A 15,148-nucleotide genomic window follows, 5' to 3' on the forward strand; every position below is an offset into this window, starting at 1 on the left:
GGCAAACCGGCTGACGACGGCTGTAGAAAGATATGTAAAGGCGTGATGAGGTGTTTTGTCCGTCCCCGTATGACAAGCACTCAGTGTCAGTATCAATTTACTTGGTCAGACGAGAAAGAACAAGCTTTCAGCCAGTATGGGGACATAGAGCGGAACGGAGGAACTGGAACATCTGCTCAGGTAGTTGGCGTAATTGACAATCAGCGAATTCTAGAACATACCTGTTCCCGAGAAGCGGAAGAGGGGAAGGACCTCTGTATCTGGCACAGTAAGCGCAAAAATAAGACTACAGATGAACTTAGGGGGACACTTTCGGAGAATGAGGAAACAGTCTGTGAGCCATATCTAAGCGATGCTACGCTTGAAAACCTTGATTTCTCTGAACACACGATTATATGGGGTAGATTTGAAGGTGCAAATTTAACTCGAGTTGACTTGTCGTTCACCACCCTTTGTTTATCTAATTTTGACGATGCAACCCTCAAGGAGGTGAATTTCACAGGAACAAACCTCTCAGGCACCCGTTTTGTCGATACAACATTCAAAAAACCCAGCTCTGGAAATCAGAATACCACGTTTTCAGACACAAACTGTGCCGGTACCAACTTCATTGATGCCGATTTCAATACACCACCTATATTCGAAGGAACCGAATTTGACCGTTCAACTCAATTATGCAGGAATCTAATCGATGCGAAGTTAAATAATGCAGACCTGAGTGAGACAGAGTTCACAGACTTGACCCTCACAGGGGCTAATCTGAAAGAGGCAAACCTCTCTAGTGCAGATATAGAGGCAGATTTCACTAATGCCGATTTAAGTAATATCTACGCGTTCGATGCAGACCTGAGCAATTCGAAGCTTGAACGTACTGTGCTTGATGGAGCGAACCTCCAAAGTGCGGATTTGCGAGGAGCAAAAATTCATTCCGCCGTGATTTCAGACGCCGTTATTGACCACGATACGAAATTTGACAGAATATCTCCTTACGAAGAAGCAGCGAGAAATAAGAAGAATTTAGATTCTAAAATAGAGCACCTCAACCGAGCGATTTGGTCGTATAACTCCCTCTCAAGATTGAGCAAAGCGAATGCGCTCTCAAAACAAGCACAGCAGTACTATATAAAAGAAAAAGACTTGAAACGAAAGCTCAGCTGGTTGAAGCTGTGTGGTCCTACATCATCCGGTTCCAACGAACAGATGGGAATATTAACAACAAAAATTAGTCAATTTCAGAATCTTCTTTCAACCTCGAACACGCCCAACAAGCGATTTAGAATACGGTTTATGGGCCAAGTCAGACTGTTACTCAAGTCAGTCAAAGCAGAAATCTCTCGCTGTACCATCAAATACGGTGAAGGTCACTGGAATGTTTTGTTCTCATTGTGCGTCGTGACATTACTTTATTCGTTTATTTACCCGATATGGGGTATTCAACAGGGAGATAAGGTTTTGAAATACTCTGTAACTCTGAATAGCATACTGTCCAGGGATATTTATATTGACTGGGAAATCTGGGTCAATAGCATATATTTCAGCGTGGTCACTTTCACTACCCTCGGATACGGTGATGTCCAACCGGTCGGGTTTGCAAAATACGTTGCCGCCAGTGAGGCTGTTATTGGAGCTTCGCTAATGGCACTTCTCGTGTTTGTTCTAGGGCGTAGAGCAACTTGGTAATGACAATCTAGAAACGGATTCGGAACTCAAGTTCTCGCTATTCAATCTGCTTGATAACTCTTTACGAATCTGATAACTCTGACTTATAATCCCTCACAAGATGGAAGACATGAAGGGTCGGTAATAGTTTGGCCTCGGCACTCATAGGGCTCGTCACCACCGGTTGCCGAGACCGGCTCGGAGCGGGCGCCTCGTCATCGGCCACTTCGCTCTACCCGCTCGGGCGAAAAGACCCTTACTCCTTCCGGGCGAACGTCTCGACTCTCACCAAACAACCGTCCAGCCATGCCAGACACAGCGGTCAGTTTCGTCGTTCCCGCCAGGAACGAACAGGCGACGCTCCCCGCGACCCTGGAGAGCATCCGCGACCAGCGGACCGACCGCGAGTACGAGGTCCTGGTCGTGGACGGCGACAGCGACGACGCCACCCCCGAAATCGCAGCGGCGTACGACGCCACCGTGGTCCACCAGCCCCGGACCGGGACCGGCGACGGCCGCGAGGCCACCGGCGAGTCTCGAACCGCCGCAGTCCTTCGCTCCTACGGGAGCGAGCCGAGCGGAGCGAATCGAACCTCGCCAGACCGACGCTCTGACGGCGGTGACGGCGTCGCGCCGGGCATCGGCGACGCCCGCGACCGCGGCGCCGAGCGGGCCAACGGCGACTGGCTCGCGTTCGTCGACGCCGACACCGCGGTCCGGCCCGACTACGTCGACGCGATGCTCGGGTTCGTCCGCGAGGCGGGACTGGCCGCGGCGTCTTCGAGATGCCGGCTGGTCGGCCCCGCCCGCGCGAAGGTGATGGAGGCGACCATCAACCACGCGTTCCCGCGACTCGACCGGCCGGTGCTCCCGGGGTTCAACTGCTTCGTCCACCGGGACGCCTACGCAGACGCCGGTGGCTTCCCGGACGTGCCCAACGAGGACACCGCGTTCAGCCGCGAACTCGGGAAGGAGTGGCCGACTGGCTACCACCCGGACGTGCTGGCGGCGACGTCGGCCCGCCGAATCGCGCGGTCGGGACTGACCGGGACGCTGTACCACTACCTCAAACTCGACTGGCGTCGGCTCCGGGCCGACTACTGACCGCGCTACCGGCAACTGCGAGAACGACGGCGCCTCACTCGTCGTCCGAGTCCGAGCACGCCACCGACGCGCCGCAGCACGACGACCGGTAGCGGTCGTGCTGGCGGACCAGCTTGCACTCCCGGTAGCGCCGGCCGACCACCGCGCCGCAGTCCGCGCAGGTCAGGACGTACTTCGGGTCGGCGAACGGCGGGCACTTGACCGAGGCGTCGACCGCGTCAGCGCGGTCCTCGAACGCCGGCCCGTGGTCGGTCGTGCCGTAGCGCTGGAACTGCTCGACGTGGATCAGCTCGTGGCGCAGCGTCGTGGTCCACTCGCCGACGTCGAACGACTCGAACGCGTCCCACGTCAGCGACAGCGTGCACCGGCGGAGGTCTGCCGGCGACGACCCGACCCGGTCGGCCGCCGCCCGCCAGTCGACGGGCTCGCCCACCTCGGCCCCGGGAATCTTCGGGCGCTTGACCGCGGCGGCCCGGCGCTTCGCGCGGGTCGAGACCTCCCAGTCGACCAGCGAGAGCTCCACGTCGAAGCCGTACTCCCGGGCCGCCTCCCGGCAGTAGGCCCGCGACCCCAGAATCAGCTCCTCGTGGGTGCCGGCGTGGGCCAGCGCCCGGACCGTCGGCGACTGCTCGGGGTCGTCGTCGGGCGAGAGGCGACGTGATTCGGACACGGTTGGCTCCTTGGCGGCCGGACGAACGCCACCCTCATGAGGGTTTCCCGACGAGTCGGTCGACGGGTTGCATCTCGTCGGTCGCCGAGGCCGGAGCGAATCGGTCGTGGCTCCCGAACGACTAACTTCGCGTCGTCCCTCTGTTCAGGTATGGTGACAGATACAGGAACAGAGGCCGATGCAGACGCCGACGCAGACGAGGACAAAGTGCGCGTCTGGCTGGTCGAGCGCACCTACTCCGACGACGAACAGAACCTCGTCATCCTCGTCTACGCCCCGCCCGACGGCGAGCGCTACTTCCGGAAGGAGCGCTCGCTCACGAGCTTCACGGACCGCCGGGACACGACCGCCGCGCTCGACGTGTCGCCCAACAACCTCGGCACCGTCGACGATCCCGACGAGCGCAAGCAGTACGCCGCCGAGGCCTCGCGGATGGCCGGGGAGCACGAGCCCGACGACCCGATTTGATGGTCCGACGGAAGTGCCACCGAGGCCACCGCAGCCGTCGATAACGGGCCCCGTCCCGAGTGAGAAGATTTAGTTAGGACGCCTAACATCTGCGAGCCGTGTCCCGAAGCCCTCCGCGCCGAACGCTCGAACGAGTTCCCGACTGGTGCGTCTCGTGGTCGCTACTGTTGGGCGCTCTACTGCTCGTCGTCGGGACGGCTGCCGTCTTCTACGCGGCATTGCTCGTCCCGCTCGTGGGCTGACCGGCGCCTCAGTCCGCTCGGCCGACGCGCTCGCGGGCCGCCGCGACGACCAGCGGGAGCGTGATGGTCGCGTCGGCGTACACCGAAGCGTTCCGGGCGGCCTTCTCCAGCTTGCCCCACGACCGGGCCTCGTCGAGCGTCGCGCCCGAGAGCCCGCCGGTCTGGGGCGGGTCCATCGTGAGCTGGACCGCGTAGTCGTACGCCTCCGGCGAGACCAGCATCGTCTGGAGCACGTAGTTCTTCGGCACGCCGCCGCCGACCACCATCGCGCCCGACCGCTCGGCGTCGAACGCCTGGTCGGTGATGGTCGTCATGTCCGCCAGGGCGTCGAGCGTGAAGTCGGCGGTCTGGGAGTACATCCACGCCTGGAGGCCCAGCACCGAGTCCTGGATGGCCGGGCAGTAGATCGGCACGTCGTGCTCGTAGGCCGCGGCCGCGACGCCGGCGCCCTCCTCGACGCCCTCGCGGTCGTTGACCTCGGCGTTGGCTCGGCCGAGAGCTTCGGTGAGCTCCCGGATGCTGACCGCACCCTCGCCCTCGACGGCCGGAAAGACCTCCGAGCGCAGGTGGTCCTCGAACAGCGCGAAGTGCTCCTGGGGCAGATAGACGTTGTAGATGCGGTCGACCTGCTCGTCGCGCAACTGCTCGTCGTGCTCCCGGAGGCTCCGGTCCTCGCCCGGTTCCTCAGTGCCGTGGTGGTGCTTCCCGCCGATGGCCTCGATAGCGTCGTGGGTCAGGTTCGCGCCGGTCGTGACGAGCGCGTCGATGTGGCCATCGCGAATCAAGTCGGCCACGATGCGGCGCATCCCGGTCGGCACCATCGCGCCCGCGAGCCCGAAGAAGTTGGTCACCTCGTCGTCGCCCAGCATCTCGGCGTAGATGTCGACCGCCTCGTGGATGTCGGCCGCGCCGATGCCGGCGTCGCCGTACGCGTCGGCGAGCTCGCCGACTGTCATCCCGGCCCGGACCTCGGCGTGGGCGATGGGGTCGTGGCGGAACTCCTCGCGGTGGGGGTCGTGGTGGCCCTCGTGCTCGTCGTAGCCCTCCTCGCTTCCATCGCCGGTGTCCCCGCTCTCGACGCGGTCGTGAGATTCCTCGGGGTCGTCGCTCATGCCCGTCCCTACTCGCGGCCGCGGTTCAATCCCTTCGGTTCGCGGCGTGGACGCGGTGACCGTTCGGCGGCGCCGCTCTCGGTACCAGTTTTCGCTCGGACTCGCTCAAAAGCGGTAGTGCCAACTACCCCGAGGGGCCCGCGTGGCGGCGGTCGGGCGCCAGCGGCGGTTCAATTAGCCGCACCCGAGGGTCGGCTGTCGGGGGCCGGTTGGCCGCGGCCCGTCTCCGCCGAGAACCGTCGCGTGACCATTGCTCCGGCAACCTTCGCGGGTTGTTGAAACCCGGCGGACACGTGATTCAAGTCGAACGGGGGGGTTTTAATATTATCCCTTCGGCCGAGGGAGCGGCGACGGAGCCGCGCCGGTTCGTAGTGAGTTGTCAACACTTATCGCGCTGGAGTGCGAAATCCTCGCGTGACGATACCACGTCCGCCGGTGAAGCAGGTGACGATACTCGTCGCCGTCGCACTGGCGGGTCTCGCCGCTCTCCTGCTCGCCGTCATGGTCCAGTACGCGGGCTTGCTCGGCGTCGGGCTGTTCGCGGGACTGGTCGTCGGGCTCGTTCTGCTCTCGCTGCTGGCCGGCGTGTCGCTCGAGGTCGCCTTCGAGGTCGTCGCGTACGCCGCGGGTGCCGCCCGGAGCGCGGTCGCGCGCGTCGGCGAGCGGTTCGGTCGCTGACGACCCCTCACTCCTCGGTCGGTCGGAACGCCAGCCGGTAGAGGTCCCGCCCGTCGCAGTCGCCGGCGGCCGACTCGCAGCGCTCGGTCCGGACCACCCGGTAGGTCCCCGGCGGCACCTCGCCGTTCCGGGGCGCCGTCCAGACGGTCGGCTCGGTGCCGGGGAGGTCGGCGTACAGTCGGTCGCCGGCGGCCGCACACGCCGGCGAGACCCCGGTCAGCCGGATCGTGTCGCAGTCCGTTCGCTCGCACCGCCGCTCGACCGTGAACTCGCTTCCCTCCGAGTGCTCGCCCCCGCAGGTGACGCCGCGGTGCGCGGCGGCCTGGCGGACGTCACGCCGCCGCGCACCGGCTCCACCGCCGGCCGCGAGGCCGGCACCACCGAGCGCGAGCGCGCCGGCGGTCCGTTTCAGAACGCTTCGTCGCGAGGGCGACTCCCCGGAGTTGGTCCCCACCATCGCGCCGACAGACAGGAGTCGGCGCCTTCACTCTTTTCGGCGGCGGTCGATACGTCCCGGGAGTGGTACGAGCGCGTTCATCGCAGCTTCCGGTGGACGACCGCTCGCCGCCGGCGCGTCGACCGGACTCGACCACACAGGACTTTGCCCGTCGGGACGCTACCCTCGGGCATGTACGACGCAGCCGTCGTCGGCGGTGGCATCGTCGGGTCGTCGGTCGCCTACCACCTCGCCCGCGCCGGGGCCGAGACCGCGCTCGTCGACCGCGAGGACGAGGGCCGGGCCACCGACGCGGGCGCGGGCATCCTCTCGCCCGCGACGAGCAGCCGGACCGGCTCGGACCCGTGGTTCGCGTTCGCGGTCGAGGCGGTCGACTACTACTCCGACCTCGTCGCCGCGCTGGCCGACGAGCAGGACGGCGAGACGGGCTACGACGAGTGCGGGCTGCTCAGCGTCGCGGTCGACGACGCCGAGGTCGAGGCGTTCGACCGGGCGATGGAGCGCATCGACCGCCGCCGGGAGACGCTCGGCCGGCCCGACCCCGACTCGTTCGCGGCGGTCGACCCCGGGGAGGCCCGCGAACGGTTCCCGCCGCTGGCCGACGTCCAGCGCGCGGCCTACTACGAGGACGCGGCCCGCGTCGACGGCAAGCTCCTGACCGCGGCGCTCCGGCGGGCCGGCGAGGCTCACGGCCTGGAGATCCGTCGGGCGAGCGCCGAGGAACTGCGCGTCGAGGATGGAGAAATCGCGGCTGTCGTGACCGGCGGGGAGGCCATCGAGACCGCGGCCGCGGTGGTCGCCGGCGGTGCGTGGTCGCCGGCGTTCGGCGACCAACTGGGCGTCGAACTTCCGGTCGAGCCCCAGCGCGGGCAGATAGCACATCTGGACGTGGCCGCCGGAGCCGATCCGACCGACGCGGACGCCGAGGCCGACGAGCCCGACACCGGCGACTGGCCCATCGTCTCGGCGTTCCGCGACCACTACCTCGTCTCGTGGCCGGACGGCCGGGTCGCCGCGGGCGCGACCCGCGAGACGGGGTCGGGGTTCGCGCCGCGCACGACCGCCGCCGGCGTCCGGGAGGTGCTCGACGAGGCCCTGCGGGTCGCGCCGGGGCTGGCCGACGCCGAACCCGCGGAGGTCCGGGTGGGGCTGCGCCCGGTCTCCGAGGACCGACTGCCGATTCTGGGCGGGGTGCCGGGGGTCGAGGGCGCCTTCGTCGCGACCGGCCACGGCGCGACCGGGCTCCAACTGGGCCCCTACAGCGGGAAGTGCGTGGCCGAGCGGGTCCTAGGCCGCGAGCCCGAAACGGACATCTCCGCGTTCGACCCGGCGCGGTTCGAGTGAACCGGGTGACACCACGTAGTCCGGGACCGCGGCGGAGCGACGGCAGGTCAGGACTCGCCGGCCCGCTCCCGGAGGACGTCCTGCAGGATGGTCCGGTGACAGCGCTTCTCGTCGGTGTTCTCGTAGCAGACCAGCCACACGTCCCGCTCGTCGAGTTCGGCCAGCAGGTCGTCCATCGCCGCTCGCGCCTCGGGGGTCCGGAGGTATTCGCGGTAGCGCCCGCCGAAGTCCACCTCGTCCCAGGCCTCGTCGTGGGTCAGGTCCTCGCGCTCGTCGACGAGGGCCTTGAACTCGTCCAGGAGGTCGTCGGGCGGCGCGAGCGCCGGGACGTTGCGGTCGAGGTGGTTGCCGATGCCGTAGGACGGGCGCCGGACGACCCCGACCACCAGGTCCCCGTCGTCGGGGTCGACGTGACCGTGCTGGAGCGCGGCGTGGTAGGTGTCCCCGATTTCGTGGGAGGTGCCGTCGGCGGGAGACACGGCGGCTCAGAGCCCCGTGGGCGCGTCGATGTACGTCGTCTCGAGCCCCCAGTCGTCGGCCAGCGACTGGAGCGACTGCACGCCGAACGTCTCGGTCGCGTAGTGGCCCGCCAGAACCACGGTGAGGCCGGCCTCGCGGGCCTCGTGGTAGGCCTGCTGCTTGCCCTCGCCCGTGACGAGCGCGTCGGCGCCCGTCTCGGCGGCCTCGTCGAGCCAGTCGACGCCGCTCCCGGTCACGATGGCCACGTCCTCGAGTTCCTCGGGGCCGAAGTCCAGCACGCGCATGCCCTGCCCGAAGTGGTCGAGCTCCTCCTCCAGGGTCTCGCGCAGGCGGTCGGTCGGCATCGGCTCGGGCGCCCGCCCGCGCTGACCGATGTGTTCGGGGCCCAGCTCGCCGAACGGCTCGCGGTCCTCCAGACCGAGCAGGTCGGCGAGGCCGGCGGCGTTGCCCAGTTCGGGGTGGGAGTCGAGCGGCAGGTGGGAGACGTACAGCGCCACGTCGTTCTCGATCAGCGGCGCGATGCGGTCGTACTGCCGGCCGGTCACGCGCTCGATGCCGCCCCACGAGAGGCCGTGGTGGACGACCAGCGCGTCCGCGCCGCGGTCGGCCGCGGCCGCGACGGTCTGCTCGGCGGCGTCGACCGCGAACGCGACGGTCTCGACCTCGCGGTGGTCGGGGCCGACCTGCAGACCGTTGGCGCTGGCGTCCACGTCGGCGAAGTCGCTCGTCCTGAGTTCGTCGTCGTACCGCTCGGCGAGTTCGGCGAGGTCCATGGTTCTGGTTCGGACGTTGCGGGGCGAGGGGCTTGTATCTGTATCTCCGACTGCGAGTCCAGTAGGTCAGTCTAGTCGAAAGAGCAAGCTATCACCCCACCACAACATCGAAGCTAGCTACTGCCGTCACATATGTACCGCACCGCCACCGCACAGCACCGCAGCCTCACACCTCCCCAGCCTCCTGCGCTTCTCGGCCTCCACTTCGTTCCGACCTGCGATGCTCGTCCCTCGCACGACATGGCGCGACCACCGGAGGACTCACTTCGTTCGTCCTCCGAGCCCTGTCGCCCGAAAATCTCCGATTTTCGGGATCACGAAAGGCTTCGCCTTTCGAACGACTTCGCTACGCTCAGCAGGTCACTGCCGGGTCGCGCCAGCGCGCGCCGAATCAGACGGGAAGGTGGTGATTCACTCGCCGTCTCCGCCAGAAGCCGCCGCGTCAGCGAACGCGAACTCCCGGAGCAGTTTGCCCGCCAGCGCCGCCGACTGGCCGTCGTCGCGGTCGTTGACCTCGACCGCGTCGAACCCCGCGACCGACCCGGTGGCCGCCACCCCGCGCACCGCGTCGCGCATCTCGCGGGGCGTCAGGCCGAACGGTTCCATCGTCCCCGTGCCGGGCGCGAAGCCGGGGTCGGCGGCGTCGACGTCCACGCTGAGGTAGACCGACCGCTCGTCGTCTCCGTCGCCGTCCGCGCCGAAGTCGGGCGACCAGTCGGCGACGTCCTCGGGAGCGACGACCGTGACGTCCGCCTCGGCGGCGCGCTCCCACTCGTCCTCGCTCCCGGTTCTCGCGCCCAGAATCACCGCCTCGTCGACTACGTCGAGGGCGTGGCGGGTCACGGTGGCGTGGCTCAGCGGGTTGCCGTCGTACTCCTCGCGGAGGTCGAGGTGAGCGTCGAGACAGACGAAGACGTCCGGGTCGGTCGCCCGCACACCTGCGACCGTGACCGTGTGCTCGCCGCCCAGGACGAGCGGGACGGCGTCGTCCCAGACCACGTCGGTCAGCACGCCCTCGAGATACTCCAGGTACTCGGCGGCGTCGTCCCACGCCCGGACGTCGCCGTGGTCGTGGACGGAGAGCGCGGAGAAGTGCCGGGCGGTGCGGTCGTCGTAGTCGTCGTACGACCGAGAGAACCGGCGGATCCGGTCGGGGCCGAACCGGGCGCCGGGCTGGAACGAGGTCGAGACGTCGAGGGGCGCGCCCACCACCACGTAGGCCGCCGACTCGCGGTCGGCGGACGCGCCGGGGAACATCTACTCCAGGATCTTCCGCTGCTCTTCCATCTCGAGGTACTCGATCTCGTCGTCGGGGGACAGCGAGATGTCGCCGGGGGTCTTGATGGTGATGGTCTCGTAGGTCTCGAGGTCCATGACCTGGGCGACGTCGTCGCTCTCGACGGAGACGACCTGGCCCTGCTTGCGGTTGATGATGGGGACCCAGATCTTGGCGTCGACGGGCTGGGAGAGGCTGCGCTTCTTGCCGTCGAAGACGCCGGCGGCCTCGATGCGGGCCTTGGCGCTGCCGTGCTTGCCCGGCTTGGCCGTGCTGTAGGAGTTGATCTCGCAGGCCGCGTCGTCGATCATCACGTAGTTGCCTTCCTGGAGGTCCCGTACTTCCTTCTGCTCTTTTGCCATACGGCCGGATAGCGTCCGGGGTAGTATAAACCGTTTGGAATGGGTTTCCGGCGTTTCCGGCCGACGCGACGGCCGAGCGGGCGGCCAATCGGACGTCGGCCGAGCGACCGACTCTCCGGTCGGAGACGAACGGAAGAGAATCGCCGGATGACACAGGCAAGCACGCGGGGAGCGTCGAAGCGAAACGGGTGACCGCGGGGACCAGTCGGGCGGTCGAGCGGGGTCGTCGGTGGGTGCGGTTCGTCGGGCGACGCTCGTCAGTCGGTGCGGTAGCCGTGGCCCGCGACGAGCGCGAGCGCGTGGGCCGCCAGCAGGACCGCGAACGCCGAGCGCTCGCCGGGCGCGAAGCCGCCGGCCAGCATCGGCAGGTAGGCCAGCGGGAGCGCCACGGCCGACCAGAAGCCGGCGAACCGGACCGGCGCCGCGGCGAAGTCGAGCGCCGACCGGGCGGCGCCGGTCGCGTCTGGGAGGCGGTCCTCGGACAGTTCTTCGGTGATGGGGGCGTCGAGTGTGGAGGGGGCGTTCGACATCGTGGGTCACCTACCAGTTCCTTGGAACCCCGACCCCATATAACGGCCAGAGCCTTAGTGATATTTCGCGACTTTCACCCCTACTAACCCGATTTCCCGTCGTTTCACGCCGCCGCCCCCACATTTTATAGAGCGTCGAGAACGCTCTAGAAATTTTAAAATCGTCTCTGAAGAAGTTTCCTCGAATCCAGTAGGTTTCATGACATCAATCCGTGGATGTGGCGGCGTACGGTCACGACTGCACCGCGTCGGCCCGCCGACCGCTCCCGACGCGCGACCGGCGGCGAAATTACACGCGGCGGTCGATGCAGTCGCCGACGCGCGCCAGGCCCTCCTCGAGCTCGTCGGTCGGCAGGCCGAACCCGATGCGGAAGTAGTCGCCGTAGCCGAACAGCGCGCCGGGCGCGAGCACGACGCTCTCCTCCTCGACGACCGTCCGGCAGAACTCCCTGCTCCCGTCGAACCCGTCGGGGACGGTGATGAACCCGTTGACGCCCACGGGGTCGTACCACGACAGGTCGCGGTCGGCGACGAACTCCCGGACGCGCTCGCGGTTGTGCGCCGCGAGTTCGCGGTTCTCGGCCAGTATCGACTCCTCGCGCTCGCCGAGCGCCTGGCGGGCGAGGTGCTGGCCGAAGATGGACGGCGAGATGGTGGTGTAGTCCTTCCACTGCCAGGCCCGCTCGACCACCTCCTGCGGGCCCGCGAGCCAGCCGAACCGCAGGCCGGCGAGGCCGTACGCCTTGGTGAGGCTCGCGGTGCTGATGCCCCGTTCCCCCATGCTCGCGACGGTCGGCAGCGGGTCCTCCGACAGCAGTCGGTACACCTCGTCGCAGAGCAGGTGGGCGTCCGCGTCGGCCGCGAGGTCGTAGAGCGCGCGGACCTTCTCCTCGGGGTGGTAGCGCCCGGTCGGGTTGTTCGGGTTGTTGAGCACCACGACCGACGTCTCGGGGCGAATCGCGTCGGCCACGGCGTCGACGTCGAGCTCCCAGTCCGGCGGTTCGAGCGGGACCCGGGTCACGTCGCCGAGCGCCTCGGGCACCGCGTGGAGTGCCTGGTAGGTCGGGGTGACCACGACCGCGTGGGGGTCCGCGGCGGAACCGGGCGACCCCGCGACGTCGTCGCCCGCTCCGTCCGCCCCGTCCATCAGCGCCAGGAACGCCAGGAAGTTGGCCTCCTGGGCCCCGCAGGTGAACAGCACCTCGTCGGCCGTCCGGTCGTAGCGGTCGGCCACCTCGGCCCGGAGTCCGGGGTCGCCGTCGGTCGGGATGACGTAGTCGAGTTTGCCGGGGTCGAGGTCGAACCGGTCGGCCGCCAGGCTCCGGATGCCGCTCTCGGCCAGCATGATGTCGGCCTCGTGCTCGTACTCGGCGAACCAGCGCTCGAGTTCGAAGGGCGCGATGTCCATGCGGAGAGGTGGACGGACAGGGGGGTAAAGGCACGGGAAGGGGCAGGAGGGGTCCACCGACGCCGGGGCGCATCCGGCACAGCTAAGTCGGCGACCTTTCTGTACCCGATATGACGAATCGGCCCGCCCGCCTCCCCGAAGCCGTCCGGGCCGGCCTGCTGCTCGCCGGCAACGTCCTCCCGCTGGTCGGCGTGGCGTTCTGGGGGTGGAACCTCGCGGCGCTGCTCGTGCTGTACGGCGCCGAGGCGGTGGTGACGGCCGGCGTCGCGGCGCTGAAGATGCTGCTCGCCGAGCGGGTGCCCGAGGTCCCGTTCGCCGGCGCCGACTCGCCGCTCCGGGCGCTCCGCGAGAAGCGCGGCGGCGTCCGGGTCCGGGAGGACTGGCCGCCGATCTACCCGCGGAACCTGCCCCACGCTCTCGGGATGGCCGGGTCGTTCCTGTTCGTCTGGTGCTGGGTCGCGGTGCTCGCGCTGGCCGACGTCGCGAGTGCCGCGGCGGCGTCGCTGCCTCCGTCCGTGCCGCTTTCGGCGCTCGCCCTGGCGGTCGCCCGCCTGGCGGAGTTCCGGACCGAGTACATCGGCCGGGGGGAGTACGCCGACGTCTCCGCGCGGGCCGCCGCGGCGACGCCCGCTCGACAGACCCTGCTGGTCGTCTGTCTCCTCCCGCTGCTGAGCGCGGTCGGCGAGTCGCGGGCCGCGGGCACGCTGCTGCTGGTCGCGGTCGTCGCCGCCAAGACGCTGGCCGACGCCTACGGGTTCTGGGTCGACCACCTCGACCGGGCGCCGCTCCGCGTCGGCGAGTGGCTCTTCGGCGCTCCCGAGACCGGAGACCCGCCGCCGACCGTCGACGCGCCCGCGGCGGCTCCCAGCGTCCGCGTCGAGACGGACACCCCGGCCGTGCTGTTCACCGGCCTGGTTCCGGTCGCGCTGGCGTTCGCGAGCAGACCCGGCCTGGTGGTGTTGCTCCTGATCGCGCTGGCCGCGCTCGCTGTCGGCGCCTGGGCGCTGTTGCCCGGGCTGGTCGTCGTCTCGCTCGTCGCCGGGGCGTGCCTGCTGGTCCACTACCTCCGGTTCGGTACGCTGGAGTACCAGCGCCGGGGCGGCGCGCTGGTCTGCCACGACACCTGGCTCGACGAGCCCCAGTGGGCGTGCGAGATCGAGGAGATCCGGAACCCGTCTGCCGACCGGCGGATCACGAGCAGGCTGTTCGGGACGACCGTGGTCAGGTTCGACGCCGGCACGTCGGGCGACGAGTCGTTCCGGCTCGGTCCGGTCGCGGACGCCGACGCGGTCGTCGAGCGGCTCGGCTTTCCCGCGTTCGACCCGAGCCAGGACGAGCCGAACCGGCAGGTCGCGGCGGCCGCGCTCGGGCTCGCAGGGTCGTTCCTCCTCGTTCCCGTCGGGCTGTACTTCGCGCCGAGCGTCTCGACGGGGAAGGTGATCGGCGTCGTGGTGGTGCTGGGACCGATGATGGCGGTGCTCGTCGGGACGCTGCTGTGGGTCTCGCTGTACAACGCGTAGGAACCCGATTCGCTCGGCCGAGGTCAGACGTACATCAGCGGCACCATCGCGGCGACGCCGACCGCGAGTCCCGCGAGCAGTTCGCGGTGGCCCTCGCCCGGCAGGTCCTCGCCGGTCTCGAGCGCCTCGGGGATGAACTCGGAGGCGACCAGGTAGATCATCGCGCCCGCGGCGAACCCGAAGCCGAAGGGGAGGAACTCCCGGGCCCAGCGCACGAACGCGAACGCGACGACCGCTCCGATGGGCTGGGGCAGGCTGGAGAACACCGCCGCGCCGACCATCCGCCACTTGCTCACGTTCATCGCGCGCATCGGGATGGAGATGGCCAGCCCCTCCGGGACGTTGTGGATGGAGATGGCGACGGTCATGAAGACCGCGAGCAGCGGCACCGAGAAGCCGAGGACGGGGATGCCGCCCTCGAAGCCGAGCTCCGCGAACGAGACGCCGATGGCCACGCCCTCCGGGAAGCTGTGGACGGTCAGGATACCGAGCACGAGCACGAGCGTCCGGAGGTCCCCCGTGGCGATGGCCTCGGCCTCCGCCGCGTGGTCGCCGTGGCCGTGGCCGCCGTCGGCGTGGACCGGGTCGTCGCGGTCGTACTCGTCCGCGCCGTGTGCGTGGTCGGCCTCGTCGTCGACCATCTCGTGCTCGTGGTCCGCGTCGTGGCCGCGGCGCTCGCCCTCGCCGTCGCCCAGGTCGATCATGTCGAGCGCCCGGTCGGCGACCTCGACCAGCGCGACGCCCGCGAGCAGGCCGGCGACCATCAGCGTCGGGAACCCGCCGGAGGCGTAGGCCAGCCCCTCGTTCACGAGGCCGAACAGCGACGCCGACACCATGATGCCCGACGCGAGCCCCCACAGCGCCACGTTCCAGCGGTCGCTGAAGTCGTCGACCACGAAGAACGGGAGTGCGCCGAGCCCCGTTGCCAGCGCCGTCACGAGCCCCGCGACGAACACCAGGACGAGGTTCTCCAGTAACGCCATGTAGTACAGTTCTAACTACTGTTCAAAAAGACTTTCCAAAACCAGAATTAGTTTTTGGCTATCCTAAACCGTGCCGGGCGTC

Annotated in this window: 16 protein-coding genes; 6 read left to right on the plus strand and 10 right to left on the minus strand. The window is 67.7% G+C overall.

The annotated features are described in order from the left end of the window. Positions 1-69: 69 nt before the first annotated feature. A complete protein-coding gene (locus DVR07_RS10830; protein WP_162829522.1) occupies positions 70-1,680 on the plus strand; it encodes a pentapeptide repeat-containing protein in 1,611 nt (536 codons plus the stop codon). Positions 1,681-1,965: 285 nt separating this feature from the next. Continuing rightward, entirely contained in the window at positions 1,966-2,763 is a 798-nt protein-coding gene (locus DVR07_RS10835; protein WP_115797215.1) for a glycosyltransferase, read from the plus strand. A gap of 34 nt (positions 2,764-2,797) precedes the next feature. Here DVR07_RS10835 and DVR07_RS10840 read toward each other — a convergent pair whose 3' ends face one another. Then, the gene (locus DVR07_RS10840) at positions 2,798-3,370 is read right to left on the minus strand and encodes a SprT-like domain-containing protein (protein WP_162829607.1); all 573 of its coding nucleotides are present in this window, start codon (positions 3,368-3,370) and stop codon (positions 2,798-2,800) included. A 213-nt stretch (positions 3,371-3,583) separates the two neighbouring features. On the opposite strand from DVR07_RS10840, the gene DVR07_RS10845 reads away from it, so the two are divergent. Then, a complete protein-coding gene (locus DVR07_RS10845; RefSeq protein WP_115797220.1) occupies positions 3,584-3,901 on the plus strand; it encodes a hypothetical protein in 318 nt (105 codons plus the stop codon). A gap of 250 nt (positions 3,902-4,151) precedes the next feature. Here the strand turns inward: DVR07_RS10845 and DVR07_RS10850 are convergent, their stop codons facing one another. After that, positions 4,152-5,255: a deoxyhypusine synthase gene (locus tag DVR07_RS10850; RefSeq protein ID WP_115797222.1), complete on the minus strand. Its 1,104-nt coding sequence runs from the start codon at positions 5,253-5,255 to the stop codon at positions 4,152-4,154. A gap of 414 nt (positions 5,256-5,669) precedes the next feature. On the opposite strand from DVR07_RS10850, the gene DVR07_RS10855 reads away from it, so the two are divergent. Continuing rightward, entirely contained in the window at positions 5,670-5,933 is a 264-nt protein-coding gene (locus DVR07_RS10855; RefSeq protein WP_162829523.1) for a hypothetical protein, read from the plus strand. 7 nt (positions 5,934-5,940) lie between these two features. On the opposite strand, the gene DVR07_RS10860 is transcribed toward DVR07_RS10855, so the two are convergent. Then, entirely contained in the window at positions 5,941-6,390 is a 450-nt protein-coding gene (locus DVR07_RS10860; protein ID WP_115797253.1) for a hypothetical protein, read from the minus strand. A gap of 171 nt (positions 6,391-6,561) precedes the next feature. Here DVR07_RS10860 and DVR07_RS10865 point away from each other — a divergent pair, with 171 nt between their 5' ends. Further along, positions 6,562-7,734: an NAD(P)/FAD-dependent oxidoreductase gene (locus tag DVR07_RS10865; protein WP_115797254.1), complete on the plus strand. Its 1,173-nt coding sequence runs from the start codon at positions 6,562-6,564 to the stop codon at positions 7,732-7,734. Positions 7,735-7,781: 47 nt separating this feature from the next. Here the strand turns inward: DVR07_RS10865 and DVR07_RS10870 are convergent, their stop codons facing one another. The 6 genes from DVR07_RS10870 to DVR07_RS10895 form a co-directional block, all read right to left on the minus strand. Beyond that, complete coding sequence (locus tag DVR07_RS10870; protein ID WP_115797256.1) at positions 7,782-8,213, minus strand: DUF488 domain-containing protein; 432 nt, start codon at positions 8,211-8,213, stop codon at positions 7,782-7,784. Positions 8,214-8,219: 6 nt separating this feature from the next. Next, positions 8,220-8,987: a Nif3-like dinuclear metal center hexameric protein gene (locus tag DVR07_RS10875; protein WP_115797258.1), complete on the minus strand. Its 768-nt coding sequence runs from the start codon at positions 8,985-8,987 to the stop codon at positions 8,220-8,222. Positions 8,988-9,398: 411 nt separating this feature from the next. Beyond that, positions 9,399-10,244 (minus strand): agmatinase, encoded by an 846-nt coding sequence (gene speB, locus DVR07_RS10880; protein ID WP_115797260.1) that lies wholly within the window; start codon positions 10,242-10,244, stop codon positions 9,399-9,401. Beyond that, positions 10,245-10,625 (minus strand): translation initiation factor IF-5A, encoded by a 381-nt coding sequence (locus DVR07_RS10885; protein WP_115797262.1) that lies wholly within the window; start codon positions 10,623-10,625, stop codon positions 10,245-10,247. A 257-nt stretch (positions 10,626-10,882) separates the two neighbouring features. Beyond that, positions 10,883-11,155: a hypothetical protein gene (locus tag DVR07_RS10890; RefSeq protein WP_115797264.1), complete on the minus strand. Its 273-nt coding sequence runs from the start codon at positions 11,153-11,155 to the stop codon at positions 10,883-10,885. A gap of 289 nt (positions 11,156-11,444) precedes the next feature. Then, a complete protein-coding gene (locus DVR07_RS10895) occupies positions 11,445-12,563 on the minus strand; it encodes an aminotransferase class I/II-fold pyridoxal phosphate-dependent enzyme (protein WP_115797266.1) in 1,119 nt (372 codons plus the stop codon). Between the two features lie 110 nt (positions 12,564-12,673). Here DVR07_RS10895 and DVR07_RS10900 point away from each other — a divergent pair, with 110 nt between their 5' ends. Next, a complete protein-coding gene (locus DVR07_RS10900) occupies positions 12,674-14,083 on the plus strand; it encodes a DUF6498-containing protein (protein ID WP_115797268.1) in 1,410 nt (469 codons plus the stop codon). 23 nt (positions 14,084-14,106) lie between these two features. Here the strand turns inward: DVR07_RS10900 and DVR07_RS10905 are convergent, their stop codons facing one another. Continuing rightward, a complete protein-coding gene (locus tag DVR07_RS10905; protein WP_115797270.1) occupies positions 14,107-15,066 on the minus strand; it encodes a ZIP family metal transporter in 960 nt (319 codons plus the stop codon). Positions 15,067-15,148 lie beyond the last annotated feature (82 nt).

Origin of the sequence: Halorussus rarus, from assembly GCF_003369835.1 — an archaeon.
Lineage (GTDB): Archaea > Halobacteriota > Halobacteria > Halobacteriales > Haladaptataceae > Halorussus > Halorussus rarus.